At 63.4% G+C, this 21,033-nt stretch carries 16 protein-coding genes, 1 tRNA gene and 1 pseudogene; 11 read left to right on the top strand and 7 right to left on the bottom strand.

Annotation, left to right across the window (positions count from 1 at the left end; all coding sequences use genetic code 11):
- Positions 1–45: 45 nt before the first annotated feature.
- Positions 46–1,032 carry a CHAD domain-containing protein gene (locus ACSF9G_RS16700; protein ID WP_436643230.1) on the bottom strand — a complete coding sequence of 329 codons (987 nt, stop codon included), beginning with the start codon at positions 1,030–1,032 and terminating at the stop codon, positions 46–48.
- Positions 1,033–1,289: 257 nt separating this feature from the next.
- Between ACSF9G_RS16700 and ACSF9G_RS16705 the strand changes: the two genes are divergently transcribed.
- A tRNA-Met gene (locus tag ACSF9G_RS16705) sits at positions 1,290–1,366 on the top strand.
- Between the two features lie 201 nt (positions 1,367–1,567).
- Here ACSF9G_RS16705 and ACSF9G_RS16710 read toward each other — a convergent pair.
- From ACSF9G_RS16710 to ACSF9G_RS16725, 4 genes are all read right to left on the bottom strand, one after another.
- Positions 1,568–2,595 (bottom strand): IS3 family transposase gene (locus tag ACSF9G_RS16710; protein ID WP_436643231.1). Its coding sequence is split into 2 segments (ribosomal slippage): positions 1,568–2,343 and positions 2,343–2,595, totalling 1,029 coding nucleotides; the frame shifts between segments, so codons are not numbered across the junction.
- 191 nt (positions 2,596–2,786) lie between these two features.
- Positions 2,787–3,794, bottom strand: coding sequence for a GlxA family transcriptional regulator (locus tag ACSF9G_RS16715; RefSeq protein WP_436643232.1), 1,008 nt, complete (start codon positions 3,792–3,794; stop codon positions 2,787–2,789).
- A 147-nt stretch (positions 3,795–3,941) separates the two neighbouring features.
- Positions 3,942–4,913, bottom strand: coding sequence for an alpha/beta hydrolase family protein (locus ACSF9G_RS16720; RefSeq protein ID WP_436643233.1), 972 nt, complete (start codon positions 4,911–4,913; stop codon positions 3,942–3,944).
- Entirely contained in the window at positions 4,910–5,815 is a 906-nt protein-coding gene (locus ACSF9G_RS16725) for an amidohydrolase family protein (protein WP_436643234.1), read from the bottom strand. The genes ACSF9G_RS16720 and ACSF9G_RS16725 overlap by 4 nt, the downstream gene beginning before the upstream one ends.
- Before the next feature lie 344 nt (positions 5,816–6,159).
- On the opposite strand from ACSF9G_RS16725, the gene ACSF9G_RS16730 reads away from it, so the two are divergent.
- The 7 genes from ACSF9G_RS16730 to ACSF9G_RS16760 all read left to right on the top strand — a co-directional run bounded on the left by ACSF9G_RS16730 (position 6,160) and on the right by ACSF9G_RS16760 (position 14,307).
- Positions 6,160–8,250 (top strand): CocE/NonD family hydrolase, encoded by a 2,091-nt coding sequence (locus ACSF9G_RS16730; protein WP_436643235.1) that lies wholly within the window; start codon positions 6,160–6,162, stop codon positions 8,248–8,250.
- Positions 8,251–8,303: 53 nt separating this feature from the next.
- Positions 8,304–9,188 carry a glycine betaine ABC transporter substrate-binding protein gene (locus ACSF9G_RS16735; protein WP_436643236.1) on the top strand — a complete coding sequence of 295 codons (885 nt, stop codon included), beginning with the start codon at positions 8,304–8,306 and terminating at the stop codon, positions 9,186–9,188.
- Between the two features lie 75 nt (positions 9,189–9,263).
- Positions 9,264–9,905: an ABC transporter permease gene (locus ACSF9G_RS16740; protein WP_436643237.1), complete on the top strand. Its 642-nt coding sequence runs from the start codon at positions 9,264–9,266 to the stop codon at positions 9,903–9,905.
- Entirely contained in the window at positions 9,905–10,540 is a 636-nt protein-coding gene (locus ACSF9G_RS16745; RefSeq protein WP_436643238.1) for an ABC transporter permease, read from the top strand. The genes ACSF9G_RS16740 and ACSF9G_RS16745 overlap by 1 nt, the downstream gene beginning before the upstream one ends.
- Positions 10,537–11,493: an ABC transporter ATP-binding protein gene (locus ACSF9G_RS16750; RefSeq protein WP_436643239.1), complete on the top strand. Its 957-nt coding sequence runs from the start codon at positions 10,537–10,539 to the stop codon at positions 11,491–11,493. Before ACSF9G_RS16745 ends, ACSF9G_RS16750 begins: the two co-directional genes overlap by 4 nt.
- Positions 11,490–12,293, top strand: a complete 804-nt coding sequence (locus ACSF9G_RS16755) for a nitrilase-related carbon-nitrogen hydrolase (protein WP_436643240.1) — start codon at positions 11,490–11,492, stop codon at positions 12,291–12,293. The genes ACSF9G_RS16750 and ACSF9G_RS16755 overlap by 4 nt, the downstream gene beginning before the upstream one ends.
- Before the next feature lie 25 nt (positions 12,294–12,318).
- On the top strand, positions 12,319–14,307 hold the full coding sequence (locus tag ACSF9G_RS16760) for a CocE/NonD family hydrolase (RefSeq protein ID WP_436643241.1): 1,989 nt from the start codon (positions 12,319–12,321) through the stop codon (positions 14,305–14,307).
- A gap of 40 nt (positions 14,308–14,347) precedes the next feature.
- On the opposite strand, the gene ACSF9G_RS16765 is transcribed toward ACSF9G_RS16760, so the two are convergent.
- Positions 14,348–15,688 (bottom strand): MmgE/PrpD family protein, encoded by a 1,341-nt coding sequence (locus ACSF9G_RS16765; RefSeq protein WP_436643242.1) that lies wholly within the window; start codon positions 15,686–15,688, stop codon positions 14,348–14,350.
- Between the two features lie 122 nt (positions 15,689–15,810).
- On the opposite strand from ACSF9G_RS16765, the gene ACSF9G_RS16770 reads away from it, so the two are divergent.
- A complete protein-coding gene (locus tag ACSF9G_RS16770; protein ID WP_436643243.1) occupies positions 15,811–16,755 on the top strand; it encodes a GlxA family transcriptional regulator in 945 nt (314 codons plus the stop codon).
- Here the strand turns inward: ACSF9G_RS16770 and ACSF9G_RS16775 are convergent.
- Positions 16,679–17,680 (bottom strand): LysR family transcriptional regulator, encoded by a 1,002-nt coding sequence (locus ACSF9G_RS16775; protein WP_436643244.1) that lies wholly within the window; start codon positions 17,678–17,680, stop codon positions 16,679–16,681. The genes ACSF9G_RS16770 and ACSF9G_RS16775 overlap by 77 nt on opposite strands.
- Here ACSF9G_RS16775 and ACSF9G_RS16780 point away from each other — a divergent pair.
- Both ACSF9G_RS16780 and ACSF9G_RS16785 read left to right on the top strand, forming a co-directional pair.
- Positions 17,639–20,590, top strand: coding sequence for an FAD-binding and (Fe-S)-binding domain-containing protein (locus ACSF9G_RS16780; RefSeq protein WP_436643245.1), 2,952 nt, complete (start codon positions 17,639–17,641; stop codon positions 20,588–20,590). The genes ACSF9G_RS16775 and ACSF9G_RS16780 overlap by 42 nt on opposite strands.
- 164 nt (positions 20,591–20,754) lie before the next feature.
- Positions 20,755–20,946 (top strand): annotated as a pseudogene (locus ACSF9G_RS16785) (IS630 family transposase); the annotation flags it as partial.
- Positions 20,947–21,033: the final 87 nt, after the last annotated feature.

Here is a 21,033-nt window from a genome sequence, read left to right on the forward strand (position 1 = left end):
CGATACCCCGGAGGCCTGATCCGCGGTTGGAGCCGCGCCGCAAACTCACGGCGCGTGCTTGCGCGATCGCGCGGCCTTCCACCACGTTGTCAGATGGTCGGAGACGACCGAGGGGTGATCGCAGAAAAGCAGGGCCTGACGATAGAGTGCCCAATGAACCCGGCGTGCGCGCAGAACGGTGATCGAGTCCAGGAATGGCTCGGGGGACTCCAGGCCTTCGAATCCGCCCTCGGCGGCGCGGATGCGCGATTCCAGCAGAACCAGGTCGTTGTGCTGGCCGAGATCCTCACGCAAGTCCTGCAGTTCGCGCACCGTCGCTTTCAGGACGCGGGGCCACAGGCTGGTGAACAGATCCATCTGGTAGCGCCAGTGGATGACCCGCTTGCGCGCTTCGTGCAGATCGACGGGCAGGCGGGTATCGAGGCCGAGCTGCAAAAGCCGGCGCGCGGACTTGTACGTCGCGGTCAGTCCGTCGACATAGGGATCGGCGTCATCGGGCAGCTTCCAGGCGCGGACCGTCTCGCGGCACGGCTTGAGCAATTTGGCGACGTCCCGGGACGCCGCGCGGATGACGTCGTCGCTGGCGGCTTCGCGGCTTTCCGCGTCGGCGGCGTTGCGGAGAGCGGTGATATCCGGCCGGATGCGGCGATGGGCGAAATACGCTTCGACCTGGTCTATGGCGTCGTGCAGCGCCACGCTGTCGCGCGCGCCGGACAGGGTGCGGGCCGCATCGCGGGCCTGGACGTTCAACGCGCGGTAATCCTCGCCGATGAGCGAACGCAGGAGGCGCAGGTAGCTGCGGAACGCCTTGAGGTTCTTGCGCGCGTCGTGCACCGCCTCATGGACGTTGCACTTCCTGGACGACAGCAGGGCGACGGCGTCCTGGAGCAATTCGTCCATGACACCGCGCACGTCACTGCCGACCGTGCGCGCGACGTCGACCCGGGCCTTCAACGCGTGGCCCACCGTGGTTGTCTCGGGACGACCGACACCGCGCCGGCACTCGATCCGGGCCCCCGATCGCTGGCGCACGCGTAGAGTTCCAACACCCGCAAGGTCTTCATCTCCCCCAATTTTTTCGCAGGGCGCTAGTCGTATCGGCGAATTCTATGACGTGATTGTGTCGGGAAAACCGCGGCAAATCGAGGCTTTCGCCATTTATCCACCCCCGGTGCGATCAAAGTGTCGCGGGGGTTTGCAATTCGCCCACGAGGTTGCTACATAAGCGCCACGGTCGGTCGCGGCCGTTCTCAGACAACGATCCGGTCAAACGTCCGGCTCGTCCCTGTCGCGGGGTGGAGCAGCCCGGTAGCTCGTCAGGCTCATAACCTGAAGGTCGTAGGTTCAAATCCTACCCCCGCAACCACTTTCATTATAATTTCCTAGAATGCGAGATATAGTAACTTGCTTAGGCCACCGCAGTGTGGCGTTTGTGGTGTGCGCCCAGAATCGGCCCACTCTTGTCGGTGAATGTCCCATCGTGATGTGATCCTCCCCCACTGAAGTGGTCCGCCGTTATGTTTAGGAAGACGGAGGATGGGAACTCACCCCGTCTTTGGTCCGGCCGTCACGCGACCTTTCGGGCTGGTTGTAGTTGGGCTGCGAAGGCGCTTGGCGTCAAGTTTCCAAGTGCCGAGTGCGGCCGATTTTCAGTGTAGTCGATCCTCCATTCGTTGATCCGTTGTCGGGCATCGGCCATTGACAGGAACCAGGAAGCATTCAGGCACTCCTGCCTGACCCGGCTGTTGAAGGCTTCGATATAGGCGTTGTCGCTTGGCTTACCTGGTCTGGAGAAGTCCAGCTCGACCTTGTTGAGGTAAGCCCATTGATCGAGCAGCCGCCCGGCAAATTCCGGGCCGTTGTCGCCCCGTATACTTTGCGGCTTGCCCCTGACCCGAGCAATCCGGTCAAGCTCATCGATGACCTGGTAGGCCCGGAAGTTTGTCCTCGCAGCGGTCGCGAGAGCCTCTCTCGTGTGGCAATCCACGATCGTCAGGATCCGGAACGGCCGACCGTCGAAGAGCTTGTCCGACATGAAGTCCATGGCCCAGACATCGTTCAGCCCCTCCTCGCTGTACAGCCGATAGAGGCGCTTGTGGTTCACCTGCCAGCCTTCCCTTTGCAGCAGAATGTGCAGACGCCGATACCCATACCGGACCCGGCTCTCGGCCAGCTCCTTGAGACGCATCCGCAGTTCCACTGCGGGATCGCGCCGCGACTGGTATCTATGGGAAGCCCGTCCGAAGCCCATGGCTTGGCACGCACGGCGTTCCGACAACGCGAAGATATCCTGGTAATGGCGGACTACCTCGCGGCGACGGACGAGCTTCACCACTTTTTTCGCAGCGCATCCTGGAGCATGGTCTTGTCCAGCGTGAGATCAGCGACCAGGCGCTTCAGATTCGAATTCTCCTCCTCAAGCTGCTTCAGCCGCCGGATCTCCGAAACGCCCATGCCGGCGTAAATCTTCTTCCATCGATAGAACGTGGCTTCCGCAACGCCCATCTTGCGACAGATCTCGCCGACCGTCGTCCCCGCTTCCGCCCGTCTCAGCGCAAAGGCAATCTGCTCGTCAGAAAATCGCTTCTTCGGCATTTGGACACTCCTCCATCGCCTGGATAGTGCCCGAAAATTCGCACTCGGACCGGATCAGTTTCTCAGGTCAGGACCCGGGTTGCCGATCAGGGTGGGCCGATGTCGATGTAGTCCATGTGCTCAGCGAGCAGTCGACTAGGAATAGTTAACTGCCGCCGACAATCGGAAGACGCTCCTCATTTGAGGCGCATCTATGATCTGATCATCAGTTTTCGTTCTTCGCCGGGACTGCGGTCGAAAAGCCGACGGTAAGCTTGGCCCATATGTGAAGCTGAGACGAAACCGCAGCGCAGCGCGATGGCGGCGATTGGCTCGCTGCTCTCGCGCAGCATCTTGCGTGCTTCTTTGAGGCGGATGGCGAGATAGAATTTCTGCGGCGTCATGTTCAAGTGGCGATGCCAGAGGCGCTCCATCTGCCGCAGTGACAGGTTACAGCGTTGGGCGATCTCTGAAATGTCGACGACATTTTCGATGTTCGCTTCCATGCAAGCGATGGCGGCGCTGATGCGGCTATTGTTGATGCCGTAACGCCATTCGATCTGCGTGCGCTGAAGCGACTCGGCTCCCCTTATGCGGTGGTAAAGAAACTGGTCGGCGACCTCGGAGGCCAGCAGACTGCCATAGTCGGTCCGGATCTGATCTAGTGTCAGGTCGATGGCGGCGATGCCGCCCGCGCAGGTCCAGCGATTGCGGTCGCGGACATAGATCTCGCGGCTGACCTGGATGTCGGGAAACTCCTCGGCGAACTGGGGGATGGATTCCCAGTGCAATGTGCAGCGATGGTCGGCCAGCAAGCCGGCGCGCGCCAGCACGAATGTGCCCGTGCTGATGGCGCCCAGCGGTTTGCCTTCCCGTGCAACGCGCTGGAGAAAGGCCATGACGTGCCGGTCGCGCAGCGTTTCGATGCCCAGGCTCGCCACGACCAGGAGTCGGTCGAACGCGGGGACTTCGCCGATGGACAGGGTCGGAAAGTTGAAACCGCTGCTTGAGGGGACCTCGCCCCCGGCCGATGACAGCAGCCGCCATTCGTAGAGCGTCTTGCCGGCCAGTCGGTTCGCCGCCCGCAGGGGTTCGCTCGCCGAGGAAAAGGCCATCAGCGAGAAATCAGGGAAAACCAAAAAGCCGACACTGACGGGTCGAAGACCATTGGTTTCGTCCGTCTCGGGATCGTTACCCCCGTCCTGCTCTCGCGCTGTCATGGTCTGCCGGATCGTGAAGGGCGGGGTCGCTTGTCCCCTATCTGCTTCTATCTCGGTTCTCTGGCGCGGCAATGCAAGTTCGACAAAAGGCAGGACGTCCCCGGCTGGGCCGGGGACGTGACGATGGGGTGACGGCGGGAGATCGGATCAGCCGTGGGCCGCCCGGATGGCCTCGTCGATTTTGCCGATGAGCGTTTCGAAGATCGGGTTGCCGTCCTCGAGCTGCTGGCCATGCTTCATGTCGTCGATGAGCACGGGGGCATCGCCTTTGAGGCCCGGATAGACCTGGTGCAGGCGGACGGATTCAGACGGCATATGCAGGCTGTTGGCGATGCCGTGAATGATCAGTGCCGGAGGGAAATCGCTGGCGATGCCCGCCAGGTCGCTTTCGGGGTCGAAGGTCACATAGCTCTTGTAGGAAAGGGCGGTGACATGCGAGCAGCCCGGCCAGCGGTCGACCTTGCCCACTTCCGTATACTTGCCCAATTGCACATCGGTATAGTCCTGCGTCGCCGGGTCGAGCGGATAAAAGCCGGTCTGTGTCGCTGCCGTGCCGGTATCGAAGGGCGGAATTGCCGCATCGTCGGCCAGCGCGGAAATGGCGAGATGGGCTCCAACAGCATCGGCGCGCAAATTCTGCAGGGCGCTGAGGCGCGTATAGCTCATCGGCACATAATAGGCGATCTGCTCGCGATCCGAACGGGCCAGTTCGGAAACGGCGGCGAGGCTCGCCACCGCACCCATGGCCCAGGAGGCAACGGCCGGCGCCGCGCCGAAGCGCTGGCGCGTCCACTCGATGAGCGCAAGAAGCTCGATCGTCTGATCTTCCAGGCTGACATTGGTCACCGTTACGTCGCCCGCCTTGCTCGTATTGCGGACGTCGCGATTGGAGAAGAAGCCCGAAACGTCATAGGTCACGGCATTGTAGCCGCGGGCCGCCATGGTGCGGCCGAACAGCTGGCCATACATCGCCACGCCGCCGGTGAAGCCCGAATTGAAGATGAAAGGGGGCAGGCTCTTGTCCGCCTCGGCTGGACGAAACACGAAGCCGCGCAATTGCAGCGTGGTGTTGCCATAGGTCACCGGGAACGTGAATTCTTCTTCAATCAACTGAGTCATGACGGTGCTTTCATTGGCATTGGGTTTATCCAGGATCGCGCACCCTGCAAAATGCTCTGGGGCGCAAGCCGCGTCGCACTGGCTGCCAATCCGGCCAGACGGGCGGTGTATTCGAGAGCCGTCAGCGGCGTCAGCTGGTCGCCATAGGGGCGTCCGGACTGATCAAGCCCGACATGGGGAGCGTCACTGGCCTGAAGCAGGATCTGGTCCGGGCCGAGAGCGTCGAGAATGCGCAGTAGGAAGGGCAGGGTGACCTCGGCGTTGGTCGCCGTTCGGTAGCCGGGACCTTTGAAAACGGTATTGCCGCGCGCCCGCGCTGAATCAACCAACGCAATGTGGCCCGGGTCGTCCGTTCCGCGCTCGGGATGGCAGGTGCCCAGATGGTCGATGATCAAGGGCACATGGTCAGGTATGCGGCGCAGCACGACGAGATTGACGCGCGGATCCTTGGCATAGACATGCAGATGCTGATCGGACCGCAGCCGGCCGAGTAGGGCATTCCAGTCCTGACCGGCACATAGGCTGCCCGGGACGTCTTCCAGGCGGGTGTCGTGCAATACGACGCGTATGCCCTTGACCCGGGGATGGGCGAGGCGTTCGGACGTAGCATAGGCCGGATCCGCCAGAATCGTGCCGGTAATGGCAATGCCGCCATATCGGGCTGGAAAGGCTTTCTGCAGCGTGTCCAGCTCGTGAAATGACGCAAAGACGTTTTCGGAATCGGGCAGGATCGACAGATGCGCATTATGCACCAGCTCCGGCTTGATACCGGCATCGATCAGGGTGTCGAGATAGTCGGTCAGCGTATGCGGCGCCGGCATGCTATAGGGTTTCGGGCCGGCGGCCCGTGCCAGATCCCGCGCCGTGTAGAAATGGACGTGGGCATCAATCAACTGCGTCACCGGAATGCTCCTTTGGTCAACTCCCGAACCTAGAGAAACCTCTGCGATCCGCATTCCAGCGGATCGCCAAGAACTATCAAAGAGTCGCCATGATGTGCGCGCAATGCTGTCCGGGCTCCTCTCCCTTCCCCCGTGGGAGGGCATGTGCAGCTTGGGCCACGCCACCGGGTGGGGCATGGGGCGTGTCGATCATTTGATAGTTATTGGCGATCTCTCGGAAAGCTGGACTGTCTCAAGCTGCTAGGCTTGCAAGATGAAGATGTGGCGATCGGAGCGCGGGGCCAACCAGCATTCGGATCGGTCGGTTTCGATAAAGGGCACATCGGAAGTCGGTTCTGCGCCGGATGCGGATCGCGCCGGCGCCGCCATCGCCCGTGAGAAAGGGATGCGCATTGACGCAGGTTGAAAGCGAGGAAACGGTCTGGATTCCCCTTTCGGACGGCTGTCGCCTCGCGGCGCGGACCTGGCGCCCCGCTGGCGTTACCGAGCCTCTCCCCGCCATCCTCGAATTCATCCCCTATCGCCGGCGCGACCGCCATCGCAACGATGACGCCTTCACCCATCCGGCCCTGGCGGCCCGGGGCTATGTATGCGTGCGGGTCGACATGCGCGGCTCCGGCGACAGCGATGGGCTGCTGTATGACGAATATACCGCGCCCGAATGGAAGGACGCCTGCGAGGTCATCGCCTGGATGGCGGAGCAGGACTGGTGCGACGGACAGGTGGGGATGATGGGCCTCTCCTGGGGCGGATTCAATTCGCTCCAGGTCGCAGCCTGCCGACCGCCGGCCCTCAAGGCCGTAGTCTCGGTTTGCGCATCGGATGACCGCTATCGCGACGACATGCATTATATGGGCGGCTGCCTGCTCAACGACAATTTGCAGTATGGGGCGACGCTGTTCACCTGGCTGGGAACACCGCCGGACCCCGAGATCGTCGGCCCGCGCTGGCGGCAGATGTGGCTCGATCGCCTCGCGGTTGTCGAGCCGCCGGCAGCGCGCTGGATGCAGCATCCGACGCGCGATGCCTATTGGCGTTCGGGCAGCGTCTGCGAGGATTACGGGCAGATCGAGGTGCCGGTCCTGACCGTTAGCGGCTGGGCGGATGGCTATACCAATGCGGTCATGCGCCTGCTTTCGGGCCTCAAGGGGCCGCGCAAGGGCCTGATCGGACCATGGGGGCACGCCTATCCGCACGTTGCGACGCCCGGTCCGTCCATCGACTTCATCGCCTATCTCGCCCGCTGGTTCGATCACTGGCTAAAGGGCCGTGATACCGGACTCATGGACGAGCCAATGCTCACCGCCTGGATTCAGCAATCGGAACCGCCGCGCCCGGCCTATGTCGAGCGCAGGGGAGACTGGATCGGGCAGCGTCAGTGGCCGCCCGCTGATGCGAAACGTCTCGCGCTCGTGGCGGCGCCGGGCGGCGTGCTCGCTACCCACCCGGTAAGCGGGCAGGGCACGCTGGCGACGATCTCGTCGCCAGCCGATACGGGTACGGCGTCGGGCGAATGGTGCCCCTATGGCTGGGGGTCCGACATGCCTTTTGATCAGCGTGGCGACGATGCCCTGTCAGCCACTTTCGACATGGCGGTTCTGAGCGAAACGCTGACCCTGCTTGGCGGATCCGAGGTCGAGCTCAGTCTTGATTGCAACCGCCCGGAAGGCATGATTGCCGTGCGCCTCAACGAAGTTGCGCCCGACGGCAGCAGCCGTCGCATTACCTACGGTCTGGCCAATCTTGCTCTGTCGGATGACTATTCGGGGCCGCGGCGCATGGTGCCCGGCGCCCCCTTCGCGGTCATACTGCGCCTCAACGACGCCGGCTATGAGATTCCCGCCGGTCACAGCCTCAGGCTGTCCATAGCCACGACCTATTGGCCTCTCGCCGTGGGCAGTCCGGGCCCCGCGACCGTACGCCTCCACTCGGCCCGCCTTCTCCTGCCGCTCCTTGATGCGGACAACGCTGCCGCGCCGCCGGCTTTAGGTACGGCGGTGGTGCCTGCTTATCCCGAGGCGCGCCAGGCCGTCGCGCCGGCGCGCGGTCGTATCGCAGTGACCCGGCAGCTCGAGCGCGAAGAAACAAGCGTCGAGGTCGTACGCAATCTCGGTGCAGTCGAACTCGGTGATGTGGCGTTGACGCTGCGCGCGTTGGGCTCGGAAAGCTATCGCATGCCCTGGCGGGACCCGGCATCCGCCCTCTCCGAGACGTCGCGGCTGGCAGCCATGCAGAGGCCGGACTGGAATGTGCGGATCGAGTCCCGAACCAGCCTGGGCTTCGAGGGCGAAGACTATCGGTTCCGCGCCGTGCTCGAAGCCTTTGAGGACGAGGCGCCGATCTTCCGCCGGGAATGGGACATGGCCATTCCGCGGCCGAAAGCGCTTCCGCCGGGAAACGGGCCGGATGACCGCGTGGCGACTCTGCCCGCCTAAACAGCAAACCCCAAACACAAAGGGAGACTAGATTGACAAGGTCACACAAAAGAATGGGCCTGAAAGCAGCCATTGCCGGCTTCTTGGCCATTGGCATGGTGTCGGGCACCCTCGCGCAGGAGCAGCCGGTCCGGGTCGGCTTCCCGAACCAAACCGAACAGGCCATGCTCGGCCACATGGCTGCCCTGATCGTCGAAAAGAAATTAGGTCTGGAAGTCGAGCTTTCGCCCAATCTGGGTGGCACCGCCATCGGCCAGCAGGCCATCATCCAGGGTGCGATCGATATCTTCCCCGACTATACCGGCGATGCGCTGGCCAATGTGCTCCGTGAGGATCCGCTGACCAATCCTGGCGAAGCCTACGACCGCGTGAAGTCGCAGTATGCCGAGAAGTTCGACATCGTCTGGCGCGCCCCGACCAAGTTCAACAATACCTATGCGCTGGCGCTCAAGAGCGAGCGCGCCACTGAAATGGACGTGTCGAGCATCTCGGGTCTCGAACCGCATGCGGCGGATCTGTCCCTTGGGTCTTCGGTGGAATTCGCGGCCCGACCGCTGGATGGCTATCCCGGATTGGTCAAAGCCTATGGCTTCGAGTTCGGATCGATCAAGCCCATGGATATCGGGCTCATGTATACGTCCGTGGATGCCGGCCAGGTCGACGTGATCGTCGCCTTTGCCACCGACGCCCGCATCGGCAAGCTCGGCCTGACGGTGCTCGACGACGACAAGTATTTCTTCCCGGCCTATAATGCCGCGATCACGGTGCGTCAGGATCTGCTGGACCGTCATCCCGAGATCGGGCCGGCCATCGACGATGTCATCGGCAATCTCGATACCGTGACACAGGTTCGCCTCAACGCGCGCGCCGACATCGACAACATTCCGCTCGAAGTTGTCGCCGAGGAGTATCTCCGGGAAATCGGTGTCATCGACTAAGAACCGGAAGGGCCGCGCCGGCGTGGCCCTTCATTCCCCCTTTTCGGGGCAGTCCGCGCGTCCGGATGGAGCGGCATGGATTACATCATCAATAATTTCGATCGGATCGTCGCGATCACCCTGCGTCATATCGAGATCTGCGGTATGTCGCTGGCCTTCGCCATCGTACTCGGCATCCCGCTCGGCATCCTCGCCACCAAGGTGCGGCTGCTGCAGCCTCTGATCCTGGGGACGGTGGCGCTGATCTACACCGTGCCGACGCTGGCCATGTTCGGGTTGATGATCCCTATCTTCGGTCTGGGGCTCGTTCCTGCCGTGGTGGCGGTGACGCTTTATTCGCTACTGCCCGTCGTTCAGAACACCTACACCGGCATCATCAATGTCTCGCCAGCCGTGCGGGAGGCCGCGAAGGGGCTCGGCATGGGACCGGTCCAGATGCTGCTGCGCGTCGAACTCCCCCTGTCGCTTGTCGTGTTGTCGGGCGGCATCAGGCTGGCCGTGGTCAATGCCGTGGGCATCGGCACGCTGGCCTCGCTGATCGGCGCTGGCGGGCTGGGCGACCTCATTTTCCGTGGCATCTCCACCGTCTCGCCACAGGTCGTGCTGGCGGGGTCCATTCCCGTCGTCATCATGGCGCTGGCGGCCGATCTGGGGCTCAAGGAGCTCGAAAAGGTGCTCGGTCGCCGCACCGGCACGCGGGTCGAGAGGGCAGCCTGATGTCCATAGTGCAATATTTCGAGATTTTCGGCGGCATGATCGTCGATCTCACCATCCGCCATATCGTGCTCTTTCTCGTCGCTTTTGCCGCAGCCGCGTTGCTCGGAGTCGTTTCTGGCATCCTGATCGAGCGGCTACGCGCGCTTCGCTTCATCCTGCCCGTGGTCAATGTGCTTCAGGCGACCCCGGAGATCGTGCTGCTCGCGCTCGCAATCCCCTTCCTCGGCATCGGCTATACCGGCGCGCTGGTGCCGCTGCTGGTCAAGGGCATCCTGCCCGTTATGCAGAATACGATGAGCGGGTTGCGCAATGTGCGCGAGGAAATGACCGAGGCGGCACGCGGCATCGGCATGTCCGACCGCCAGATTCTTTTCAAGGTCGAGCTGCCCAGCGCCCTTCCCGTCATTCTTGCCGGCATGCGCATCTCGGCCATCATGCTGGTATCGGTGATCACGCTGACGGCCTATATCGGCGTCGAGAGCCTCGGCACGCTGATCCTGCAGGGCATCGCCCGAATGGACAGCAATGCGCTTCTGGTCGGATCGGGTATCTCGGCCCTTCTCGCCATCGTCGTCAACCAGATCATGATCTTTCTGGAGCGCCGCGCGCTCCGGGCAACGGGAGCCCGTCCATGACCGGCATCGCCATCGAGTTCCAGTCCGTAAGCAAGAGCTTCTCGGCCAAACTTCGCCCTGCCGTCGACCAGATCGACCTCAAGGTGCATCAGGGCGAGACTGTGGCGCTAATCGGGGCCTCGGGCTGCGGCAAGACCACGACGCTTAAAATGATCAACCGTCTGATTGAGCCGACCGCTGGCGCCATCCTCGTCAACGGTAAGGACGTCCGGTCGTTGCCGCTGCTCGAATTGCGGCGCTCACTTGGCTACGTCATCCAGCATGTCGGCCTCTTCCCGCATATGACGGTGGCCGCCAATATTGCCATCGTGCCGCGCCTGCTCGGCTGGGACCAGGAGCGGATCCATCGCCGCGTCGATGAATTGCTCGAGCTGGTGCATCTGCCCCCCGCCGAGTTCCGCGACCGCCGGCCGTTCGATCTGTCCGGCGGCCAGCAGCAGCGGGTCGGTGTGGCGCGTGCGCTGGCGGTGGACCCGCCCATCCTGCTCATGGACGAACCCTTCGGGGCCCTCGACCCCATCACGCGAGCCAGCCTGCAGAACGAAATTCTCGAAATCCAGCGCAAGCTGCGCAAGGCCATCGTCATCGTCACCCATGACATGGAAGAGGCGGTGCGGCTTGCGGATCGGGTCGTGGTCATGCAGGCCGGCAAGATCGTAATGGATGCCTCGCCCACCGAAATGCTACTGCATCCCTCGACGCCCTTCGTTGCGAGCCTTCTGGGCGAGGGACGGATGATAAAGCTGCTGCAGACGCTCAAGGCAGTCGACCATACCGGGCCCGGATCCTGCGAGGGCGCGCGCGAACTACCGCAGGGCGCAAGCCTTTACGACGCTCTCAATCTCTTCCTCGAAACCGGTGCGCCGGCGCTGGCCGTTCGCGGTGCCGACGGCGGCGGCTCCTGCCTGTCGCGGGAGCGACTTTTCGAGGTGACGGGCGGCAAGGCGGCGTGAGCACCAGGGCGTCCCTGACCCTTGCTTTAGCCCAGAGCACGGCGACCAGCCCATCCGAGGCCGATGACTTGCGCCGTATCGGGGATCTTGCCGCCCGGGGCGGCGAAGGCGGGGCCAACCTGCTTTTGCTGCCCGAACTCGAATGGGGCGGCTATGGCGATCCGGCACGCAGCCGGGCGCGTGCACTCCATCGGGATGCGCTGGTCGCGCGCCTTGCGCCAATAGCCAGGGCGTCCGGCATCGACCTCGTCATCGGCTATGGCGAAGCCGCCGATGACGTGATCTACAATTCCATGCTCTGGCTGGCAGCTGATGGCACCGCCGTTACCAATTATCGCAAGCTTCATCTCTGGGGTGATTACGAGAAGGCGGTATTCCGGCCAGGTGTCGAACGCCCCGAAATTGTAGAGCGGCATGGATTACACGTGGGATTGCTCATCTGTTTCGATCTCGACCAGCCCCAGGCCGCCCAGGATCTGGCCCGTCGCGGCGTCGACCTCATTCTAGCTGGCAGCGCAACGTCGCAGCCCTATTCGGTCGTGCCCCATGCGCAGGTGCCGGCGCGCGCCTATGAGAACGGGATCTTCCTCGCCTTCTGCAACCGAGCCGACGCCGTGGATGGTGCGGTCTTTCTGGGCGAGAGTACGCTGGCCGCCCCCGACGGACAGGTTCTGGTCCGCGCCGCAGAACGCGCGGACGATCTGGTCTTTGCCCGGGTGGCTCCGGACGACTTCGCCGCCTACCGGGCCGAACACGGCTATGGCGGGGCGCTGCGCTGCGACATCTATCACGCCCCCTGATCCATTTCGCCATAGGAGCCATTTGATGGTGACCTTCCAGGACAGCTTTCCCGTCCGGACACGAGAAATCGAGAACTTGTGGATTCCGATGCCGGACGGGGTCCGGCTGGCTGCTCGCGCTTGGTTGTCGGTCGACGCCGAGGACCGGCCCGTGCCGGCCATTCTCGAATTCATCCCCTATCGCAAGCGCGATGCCATGGCGCGACGAGACGAGATGATGCACCCCTGGTTCGCCGGGCATGGATACGCATCCGTTCGTGTCGACCTGCGCGGCTCCGGTGACAGCGAAGGTGTGCTGACCGACGAATATACTGCGCAGGAACATGCCGATGGGCTCGCCATCGTTGATTGGCTCTGCCGACAGACCTGGTGCAGTGGCGCGGTGGGAATCATCGGCATCTCCTGGGGCGGGTTCAACGGCCTCCAGATCGCCGCCCATCGACCGCCGGCGCTCAAGGCAATCGTCACCGTCGGCTCAACCGACGACCGCTACGCCGACGACGTCCACTATATGGGAGGCAGCCAGCTCAGCTCGAACTTTACCTGGTCGCAGACGCTCTATGCCGATCTTACCCGGCCGCCCGATCCATTGCTGATCGGTCCGGACTGGAAGCGGATATGGCTGGAGCGGCTCGAGAATGCTCGCCTCTTCGTGCGCGAATGGACGGCCCATCCCTACCGGGACCAGTATTGGCAGCATGGATCGGTCTGTGAGGATTTCAGCCAGATCGAATGCGCCGTCCTCGCGGTCGGCGGCTGGGCCGATTCCTATACCAATGCCGTTCCACGACTGCTGAAGGGTTTGCAATCGCCTCGGCTCGGCATCATCGGTCCGTGGGGACACGACTATCCGCAAACTGCAGTCCCCGGTCCTGCTATCGGCTTTCTGCAGGAATGCGTGCGCTGGTGGGACCACTGGCTGAAGGACAAACCGAGCGGCATCATGGATGAGCCGCTTCTGCGCCTCTGGATGCAGGAGGACCTGCCCCCCGCCGCCGATCACCATACCCGCCCGGGTCGTTGGCTTGGGCTTGATCGCGTCGAAGCCGGTGAATGCCTGCAACTCCACCTTCAGTCGGGCCGTCTGCATGCCGGACGTACGGAAGACGCGGCGGTGGTTCGCGTCGACACGCCGCAGACCATGGGCTGGACCGCCGGGGAATGGTGCGCCTATGGCGCCTGCGCCGACCAGCCGGCCGACCAGGCCGTTGAAGACGGGCTCTCGGTCGTGTTCGATACCGAACCCTTGTCCGAGGCAGTCGAAATTGTGGGCACGCCACGCCTGCGCCTGCGCGTGGCGTCGTCGGCACCCTACGGCCAGATCATTGCCCGACTTAATGAGGTCGATGAAACCGGACGCTCGGCCCGCGTCACCTATGGTGTTCTCAACCTCGCCCATCGCGACGGCTTCGATGTCGCCCGGCCGCTCGTGCCAGACGAAATGGTGGATATCGAAGTCAAGCTCTGTGACACGGCCTATCGCTTCCAGCCGGGGCGGCGTATCCGCCTTGCACTTTCTACTACTTATTGGCCCACTGTCTGGCCGGTGCCAGGGCGGGCCGCGCTGTCGCTAGAGCTGGCCGATTGCGCCCTGTCTCTGCCGCAGCTTGACCGCGATGCCCTGGCGGGGACGAAGGTCAGTTTCCCCCCCCCTGTCGCGGCACGCCCCAATCCACGCGTGCAGCTGCGGCCGAGCCAGATGCAGCGCCGGCTGACGCGGGATTTCATCACCGGGGCGGAAGTGTTGACTGTGGTCGTCGATGACGGTTTGCAGCGGCTCGATCCGCATGGGCTCGAAGTCGGTCGCCGGTGCGAGGAGCGTTACGGCATCCATCCGGATGATCCGCTCTCCGGTTGGATCGAGGCGGACTGGACCATGACGCTGGGCCGCGCGGACTGGCAGGTCCGCACCGAGATCCGCACCACCATGCGCCACACAGAAGCGGGCTTCGTCTACACCAACCGGCTTGAGGCCTATGAGGGCGACGAATTGGTTTTCCGGAGTGAAGAATAGGACGAATGCGGCGGGACCGGGTCCCGCCACATTCGGTTCGTCAGGCAATCGGCGCGAAGATCAGATCGAGCAGCGCCGAAACATCGGCGCGTTCCGCCAGCGTGCCGACTTCTGCTTCGATGGCCCGGGCACGGTCCGGCGCGCCGAGCGCTCCGCTCAATTCGCGGAATTTGGCGAGGATTTCGTCGTCGCTCAGCGGACGTTCCGCGTCGCCGCGCGCCGGCAGGGTCTCGCTGGTGAGACGGGTACCGTCGCGCAGCACGTAGGTCACGCGAGCGAGCCGCTCGGCCGGGAAGCGGGCTTCGATTGCCGGGTCGGTACGCAGGTGGACCAGCGCGCTCATTTCCTGCACCGCCGGATCGTTGAGGCCTTCGTGCGTGATCGCCTCCGGGCGCAGCGTTCCATGCACCGTCACCGCCGCCAGTGGGAAGGGTAGGCTATATTGCGCCTGTTCGGTATTGGCGGGGCGGGCCTGATCGAGTCGCACGGCAGCCTCGAAGGTTTCCACCTCGATCCGCTCGATCATGGCCGGATCGGGCTTGTGGGCCCGGATGAGCGACAGTCCGGCCTCGACCGCCGGCTGCGCCCAGCGGCAAACCGGATGGGGCTTGAAATAGAGTTCGAGAATACGCCAGCGCTGTCCCAGATCGCTCCAGAGATCGGCGGCTGCCTCGTCTTCCCAAACCAAAGCGGGGGCGCCGGTAAAGCCGTCCGCGGCGAGATAAGCGGCACTAATGCCGGTCATGGCGCCCCAGCCAGAGCCATCCTTGACCATGGTGGGAAAATCGATGCAGCGCATCATCTGGCTGCGGGGGCCATGATACTCTGCAATACCCAAGGCTTCCGCCAGAGCCGTGCGGTCGAGCCTGAGCGCCCGCGCTGCCAGAGCGGCGACGCCCAATGCGTTCCAGGCGCCCGACGTGTGATAGTCGCAACAGATGCGATGTTGGGCGATGCCTGCACGAATGGCGACTTCGTAGCCAATGACGAGGCTTGTAAGAAATTCCGCGCCGCTCATCCTGGTATCGGCACGGTCGGCCATCGCCAGAAGGCCGGGCAGGATGGCGCAGCCGGCATGGCCCTTGGTGAGCACATGCCCGTCATGAGCATCGAAACTGTCGATGGTCATGCCGCCGGCCAATGCAGCCCCGGCCAAGCTCGCCTTGCGCCCGTCGAACAGGATGCGGCTGCTATGGGCGGGCTCGCTGCTGCCGAACATTCGCGCCGCATGTCCGCAGATGATTTTGGCGAGATCTGTGCGCCTGCCCGCCGCAGCCGTGCCGATGAGGTCGAGCAGGCAGCGCTCGGCCATAAGCTGAACGTCAGGGGGGAGATCTTGCCAGCGCAGAGTGGTGAGGAAGGAATGGAGATCTTGAGTCATCTGTGTTCTCGTCGGGAATTGAGCCAGCAACATAGCTGGATCGGTGCGGACCACGCGCAGTCGAATCGCCATCTTCTTTGCGTCTTTCGCTGGTAGAAAATTCGCTTCTCCGGTCGGTCCCGATGACACATTTCGCCACTATCCTGCTCCTGCCCGGACATTCGCTGATGTCCTTCGCGGCCCTGACCGAGCCTTTGCGCGGCGCCAACCGGGTGGCGGGGCGGGAGGTCTTTGCCTGGCGTCTGCTTAGCCCCGCTGGCGGCGAGGTCCATACCAGCGGCGGTATGGTCAACCAGACATTGCCGATCGGCACGCCCGACCCGCGCTGGAATGAGGATATGGTCTTGGTCTGTGGTGGCCAGGAAGACACCACCTATAGCGACAAGCGTATCCTGCATTATCTGCGCGCGGCGCGGACACGCGGCAGCCTCATTGCTGCCGCCAGCACGGCGAGTTTTCTTCTCGCGCGGGCGGGTTTGCTGGACGGGCGGCGCTGTACCACCCATTGGGACTACCTCGGCGCCCTGCGCGAGCAGTACCCTGGCGCCGCAGTGGAAAACGGCATTTTCGTCATAGACGGACGGCTCGCGACCTGCGCCGGCGGAATCGCTGCGCTCGACATGATGCTTCAGATCATCCGCCAGCTCGAAGGCGACAGTCTTGCGGCGCTGGTGGCCGAGAACTTCGTCTATGGCGACATGCGGCGGGCCGATGCCAAGCAGCGCCTAAATTTGCGCGAAAGGCTGGGCGTGCCTCATCCTGGCCTGCTTGCCGCCGTCGCGGTGATGGAGGAGCACGTCGAAACGCCGCTTTCGATCACCCGTGTGGCCGATCAGGCGGGGCTTTCGTTACGGCAGATGGAGCGGCTGTTCGAGCAGCATTTCCGCGTCAGCCCGATCCGTTACTATGCCGATCTCCGGCTGGATCGTGCGAGGCGCCTGCTCAAGCATTCTCCCATGGATGTGACCGGGGTGGCGCTGGCCTGCGGCTTTACCTCTCCGGCGCATTTTTCGCGCGCCTACCGGCTCCGCTTCGGCCGCGCCCCGCGATTCGACCGCTCGGGTTGAAGCGTGGCGCCTCGCCGGATTCCAGACTGTCTTTCAGATAAGCCAGCAGGGTCGTTGCAGCCGGTGTCAGGCTGGTCCGGGTGCTCGTGACGATGCAGAGCTCCCGTTCGAGGGAGAGGTCCTTTAGCTTCACCTGTACGATTTGCGGCGATTGCAGAACCGATGCGGCCAACCGCGGCATGAGCGCCAGGCCCATACCCTGGGAAATCATGATCAGCAGCGAAATGGTGCTGTGGGCGCGCAATGTGCCGCCATGAAAGCGGGACGGCAGAATGCCGTCGCCTGCCAGCAGCTTGCCGATGCCGGTGCTGGTGGCAAGCATGATCATGTCGTCCTCGGGGATCGCGGACAGCGCCACAGCGCGCTCTCGGGCGAGGGGATGGTCGCTGTGGCAGACAAGCACGAATGGATCGTTGAGCAGGGGCTGATAGGTCAGCTCGTCGGTTTCGTGCCAGCGTTCTGCCAAGGCGAAATCGATGGTCCGGTCCCTGACCATCGCACCCAGCCGGCCGGCGATGTCGTCGAATACCGTTACCTCCACGGCGGGATGCCGTGCCCGAAAGCTGGCAATGGCGGGCAACAGGGGATAGCGCACCATGGACGGCGCTGCGCCGACCCGCACCGCGCCGCTGGCCAGCCCCCCCAGCCGGCGCATTTCCAGCATGGCCGTATCAAAATCGGCAACGATCCGACGCGCGCGCGCGATCAATTCCGTGCCCGCGGGGGTGAGGGAGACCGGACGCACGGCGCGGTCGAAGAGGGAAACGCCACTATCGGCTTCCAGCTGCCTGATCGTCTCGGTCAGGGCCGAGGGCACCACATGCAGGAATTCCGCCGCACGGGTGAATGAGCGCAGTTCCGCGACGGCGATGGCTGCTCTCAAATGGCGAATGCTGATGTTCGTTTTTATCGAATCACTCTTCATAATATTCAACTTTTACGAATTATATGGCTGTGCTTCAATCCGCCCATGCCCGTTTCAGCCCCCATCGACCACCTTCAAACCATCGTCGCCGATCCGTTCACGACGCTTCGCGAGGTCCTGCTCGACAAGGGCTTTCGCGGCGACGTCTCGCGCGATCACGCTGCCCGTGCGGCGATGTCGACGGATAACAGTGTCTATGAATTGATGCCCGACCTCGTTGTCGCCCCGCGCGATGAGGACGATGTCATTCTGCTGCTCGCAACGATGGCGGAACCCCGTTTTCGTGACCTGCCCATAACGGGGCGTGGGGGTGGCACCGGTACCAATGGGCAGAGCCTCAATCGCGGTGTCATCGTCAATTTCCAGCGCTTCATGACGCGAGTTCTGGCGGTCAATGTCGATGAAGGCTGGGCGGAGGTCGAACCCGGCATCGTTCTCGATGAACTCAACGCGACCCTGGCCGACAAGGGCTTGTTGTTCGCGCCGAATACCTCGACTGCAACCCGCTGCACCATCGGAGGCATGGTGGGCACGGACGCATCGGGCAAGGGGTCGCGCATCTATGGCAAGACCAGCGAGAATATAGTCGGCCTGTCCGTGGTTCTGGAGGGCGGCCGCCATCTCAGCAGCCTGGAGCCGCCACCGGACTGGGCCGGGCCGCTGCTGGCTGAACTGGCCAGCGCCTGCGATGCCGGACGCGATGCGCTCATCACCCATACGCCCCGCATCAACCGGCGCTTTACCGGTTACGATCTCGAGCGCGCCCGGCCCGACGGGAACACGCTCGAGTGGTGGCGCCTGTTTCTCGGGGCGGAGGGTACGCTGGGGATGGTGACGCGCATCCGCGTGCGCCTCGTTCCCACACCGAAGCACAATCGGCTCGTCGTGGTCGCTTTCGACAGCTTCCGAAATGCTCTCCTGGCCAGTGCCGGCATCCTCACCCATGAGCCGCTTGCCATCGAGGTGATGGACGAATGGGTCTCCCGGCTCGCCCGCGACGCCGGCCTGACCGACGCGCTGCCGCCGATCGTCCGGGGCGAGGCCGAGCAGCCCGTTTCCCATATATTCGTCGAACTCGTGGGCGAGCACGACGCGGCACTGGATGATCAGGCCGAGCGTTTTGCCGCCTTCGCCGCCAGTCTGCCCGGCGTCGTGGGCACCTATATGACCTTGGATCCCGACGAGCAGAAGCGCCTGTGGGGCGTGCGTGCCGCAGCCGTGGGCCTGCTGAGCAAACGTGACGGACGTCGCAGGCCGGTCGCCTTCATCGAGGATAGTGTCGTTCCGGTCGAGCATCTTGTGCCCTTCGTGGACGCCTTCGATGCCCTGATGCGTGAGCATGGCCTCGCCTATGGCATATACGGGCATATCGATGTCGGCTGCCTGCATGTCCGCCCGGCACTGGATCTGGACGAGGACAGGGATAGAGCGGTTTTCCAGGCGGTGTCCGATGCCGTCTATGCGCTGTGCAAGGCGTATGGTGGCATTTTCTGGGGCGAGCACGGCAAGGGCATTAGGGGCACTTACCTGCCCGATTTCGTGGGCTTGGAAGCCTATGCCGCGCTGCAGCGCGTCAAGCGTGCTTTCGATCCCTGTGAACGGTTCAATCCGGGCAAGCTCGTCGTCGTCGAGCGGCCGCGCCTCGGCATCATGGATTTGCCGTTCCGGCAGGGCAATGCGGCGGGCGACATCTACGAGAAGAGCTTTCATTGCAATGGCAATGCCGCCTGCCTCGGCTTTGCCCGCACCACGCCCATGTGTCCCTCCTATCAGGCGACGCGCGATAATCGCCAGTCGCCCAAGGGGCGGGCCGATGCGCTTCGGCACTGGCGAAAGGCACAGCTGGCCGCGGACCCGCATCTCGCCGAGCGAGAGGACGATGTATTCGACGCCCTGAACACATGCCTAAGCTGCAATGCCTGTGCCAGCCAGTGTCCGGTTCAGGTAAGCATTCCCACCATGAGATCGGCCTTTCTCTACCAGTATTACCAGACGCGCCGTCGCCCCTTGCGCGAACATCTGGTCACCATGCTGGAAGCAGGCGCCACTCTGGTCGACGCCGTGCGGCCTCTGGCGCGGCTGGGTATGGCGATGGGAGGCAAGTGGATCTCTACCCTCCTCGACATGTGCGACGCGCCCGCCATTTCTCGCCGCAGCCTCCGTAGGCTTGGGCACCGGGTTCACCACTGGAACGACCGGTCGCTTCCGAACCAGTCCGGCGAAGTTCTGGTTCTGGCCGATCCTTTCACCATCATGTTCGATGTCGAGGCCATCGGCGCCGTATGTGACGGACTGGTTGTGCTCGGCTACGCGCCCGTCATCATCACGCTGCCGCCCGGTGCCAAGTCGTCGCATGTCCTGGGCTTGCGGCAGCGCTACGAAGCGCGCGCCCGCCGGCAGATCGGCGCCCTCACGCGACTGCAGAAGACCGGCCTGCCGATGCTTGCCGTCGATCCGGCCTTCGCCTTGCTGACGCGGCAGGAATACCGCCATCTTGATGCCGGAACGCCGCAGATTGCACTGGTTCAGGAATTTCTCGCCACCCGCCTTGCCGCCGGGGACAGCTGGGCCCGCTCCGCTGCGGCGCCGTCGCGCAAGCTCATGGCGCATTGCACCGAACTGGCGGTGCTGCCCGGCACGCTCAAACTCTGGCGTGACATATTCGACGCCATCGGCGTGACCGTGCAGCCGGTGGAGACCGGCTGTTGCGGCATGGCGGGCCTGTTCGGACACGAAATGCGCAATCAGCAGATGTCCCGCAATCTCTTCGATGCAAGCTGGGCACAGCCGGCTTCGGGCGAAGACGAGATCCTGGCCACCGGCTTTTCCTGCCGGTGCCAGGTGGAGCGGTTCAGTTCCACCCGAGCTGTCCATCCCATGAAGCTTGTTACCGACGCGCTCGCGCAATGAGGAAGCTGGCCGGCCGCAAAAACCGTAGGCTCGGGGCCTACTAATTTTGTGATTCACGATCTCCTCTGAAGGAAATTGCGATTGGCCTGCTGTCGGATTTTCGGACACGGGGGAAAGTGCTGACGGGTGGCCCAGGCCGGCGGCGGCCCCTAAGGGGGAATCTGCGCAAGCCGATCCATCGAGGAAGTGTCTCAGATTTCTCAGTCCGAATAGCCCCGCGTTCTGTAGACACCTTCATCGAGGCCCACAACGAGAACCCGAAACCCTACACATGGGTCAAATCAGCCGACGAAATCCTCGCCTCCGTCAAGCGGTTCTGCCAGAAAACGCAGAAATCCCTATGTGGCGAACTTTAGATTCAGATGACTAGGACGCAAACTCATAAACCTGTAGCGGCGCAGGGTGAAGGATGATTCAAGCTCCGAAAGGAGTTTGCCATGTCC

The sequence above is a fragment of the Microbaculum mangrovi genome (assembly GCF_051390635.1).
Taxonomy (GTDB): domain Bacteria; phylum Pseudomonadota; class Alphaproteobacteria; order Rhizobiales; family Tepidamorphaceae; genus Microbaculum.

Coding starts and splice junctions, on each gene's coding strand:
- ACSF9G_RS16715 (WP_436643232.1), bottom strand. CDS start 3,794: ATGACAGCGCGAGAGCAGGACGGGGGTAACGATCCCGAGACGGACGAA.
- ACSF9G_RS16730 (WP_436643235.1), top strand. CDS start 6,160: ATGCGGATCGCGCCGGCGCCGCCATCGCCCGTGAGAAAGGGATGCGCA.
- ACSF9G_RS16745 (WP_436643238.1), top strand. CDS start 9,905: ATGTCCATAGTGCAATATTTCGAGATTTTCGGCGGCATGATCGTCGAT.
- ACSF9G_RS16735 (WP_436643236.1), top strand. CDS start 8,304: ATGGGCCTGAAAGCAGCCATTGCCGGCTTCTTGGCCATTGGCATGGTG.
- ACSF9G_RS16780 (WP_436643245.1), top strand. CDS start 17,639: ATGGCGAATGCTGATGTTCGTTTTTATCGAATCACTCTTCATAATATT.
- ACSF9G_RS16775 (WP_436643244.1), bottom strand. CDS start 17,680: ATGAAGAGTGATTCGATAAAAACGAACATCAGCATTCGCCATTTGAGA.
- ACSF9G_RS16750 (WP_436643239.1), top strand. CDS start 10,537: ATGACCGGCATCGCCATCGAGTTCCAGTCCGTAAGCAAGAGCTTCTCG.
- ACSF9G_RS16770 (WP_436643243.1), top strand. CDS start 15,811: ATGACACATTTCGCCACTATCCTGCTCCTGCCCGGACATTCGCTGATG.
- ACSF9G_RS16760 (WP_436643241.1), top strand. CDS start 12,319: ATGGTGACCTTCCAGGACAGCTTTCCCGTCCGGACACGAGAAATCGAG.
- ACSF9G_RS16740 (WP_436643237.1), top strand. CDS start 9,264: ATGGATTACATCATCAATAATTTCGATCGGATCGTCGCGATCACCCTG.
- ACSF9G_RS16720 (WP_436643233.1), bottom strand. CDS start 4,913: ATGACTCAGTTGATTGAAGAAGAATTCACGTTCCCGGTGACCTATGGC.
- ACSF9G_RS16765 (WP_436643242.1), bottom strand. CDS start 15,688: ATGACTCAAGATCTCCATTCCTTCCTCACCACTCTGCGCTGGCAAGAT.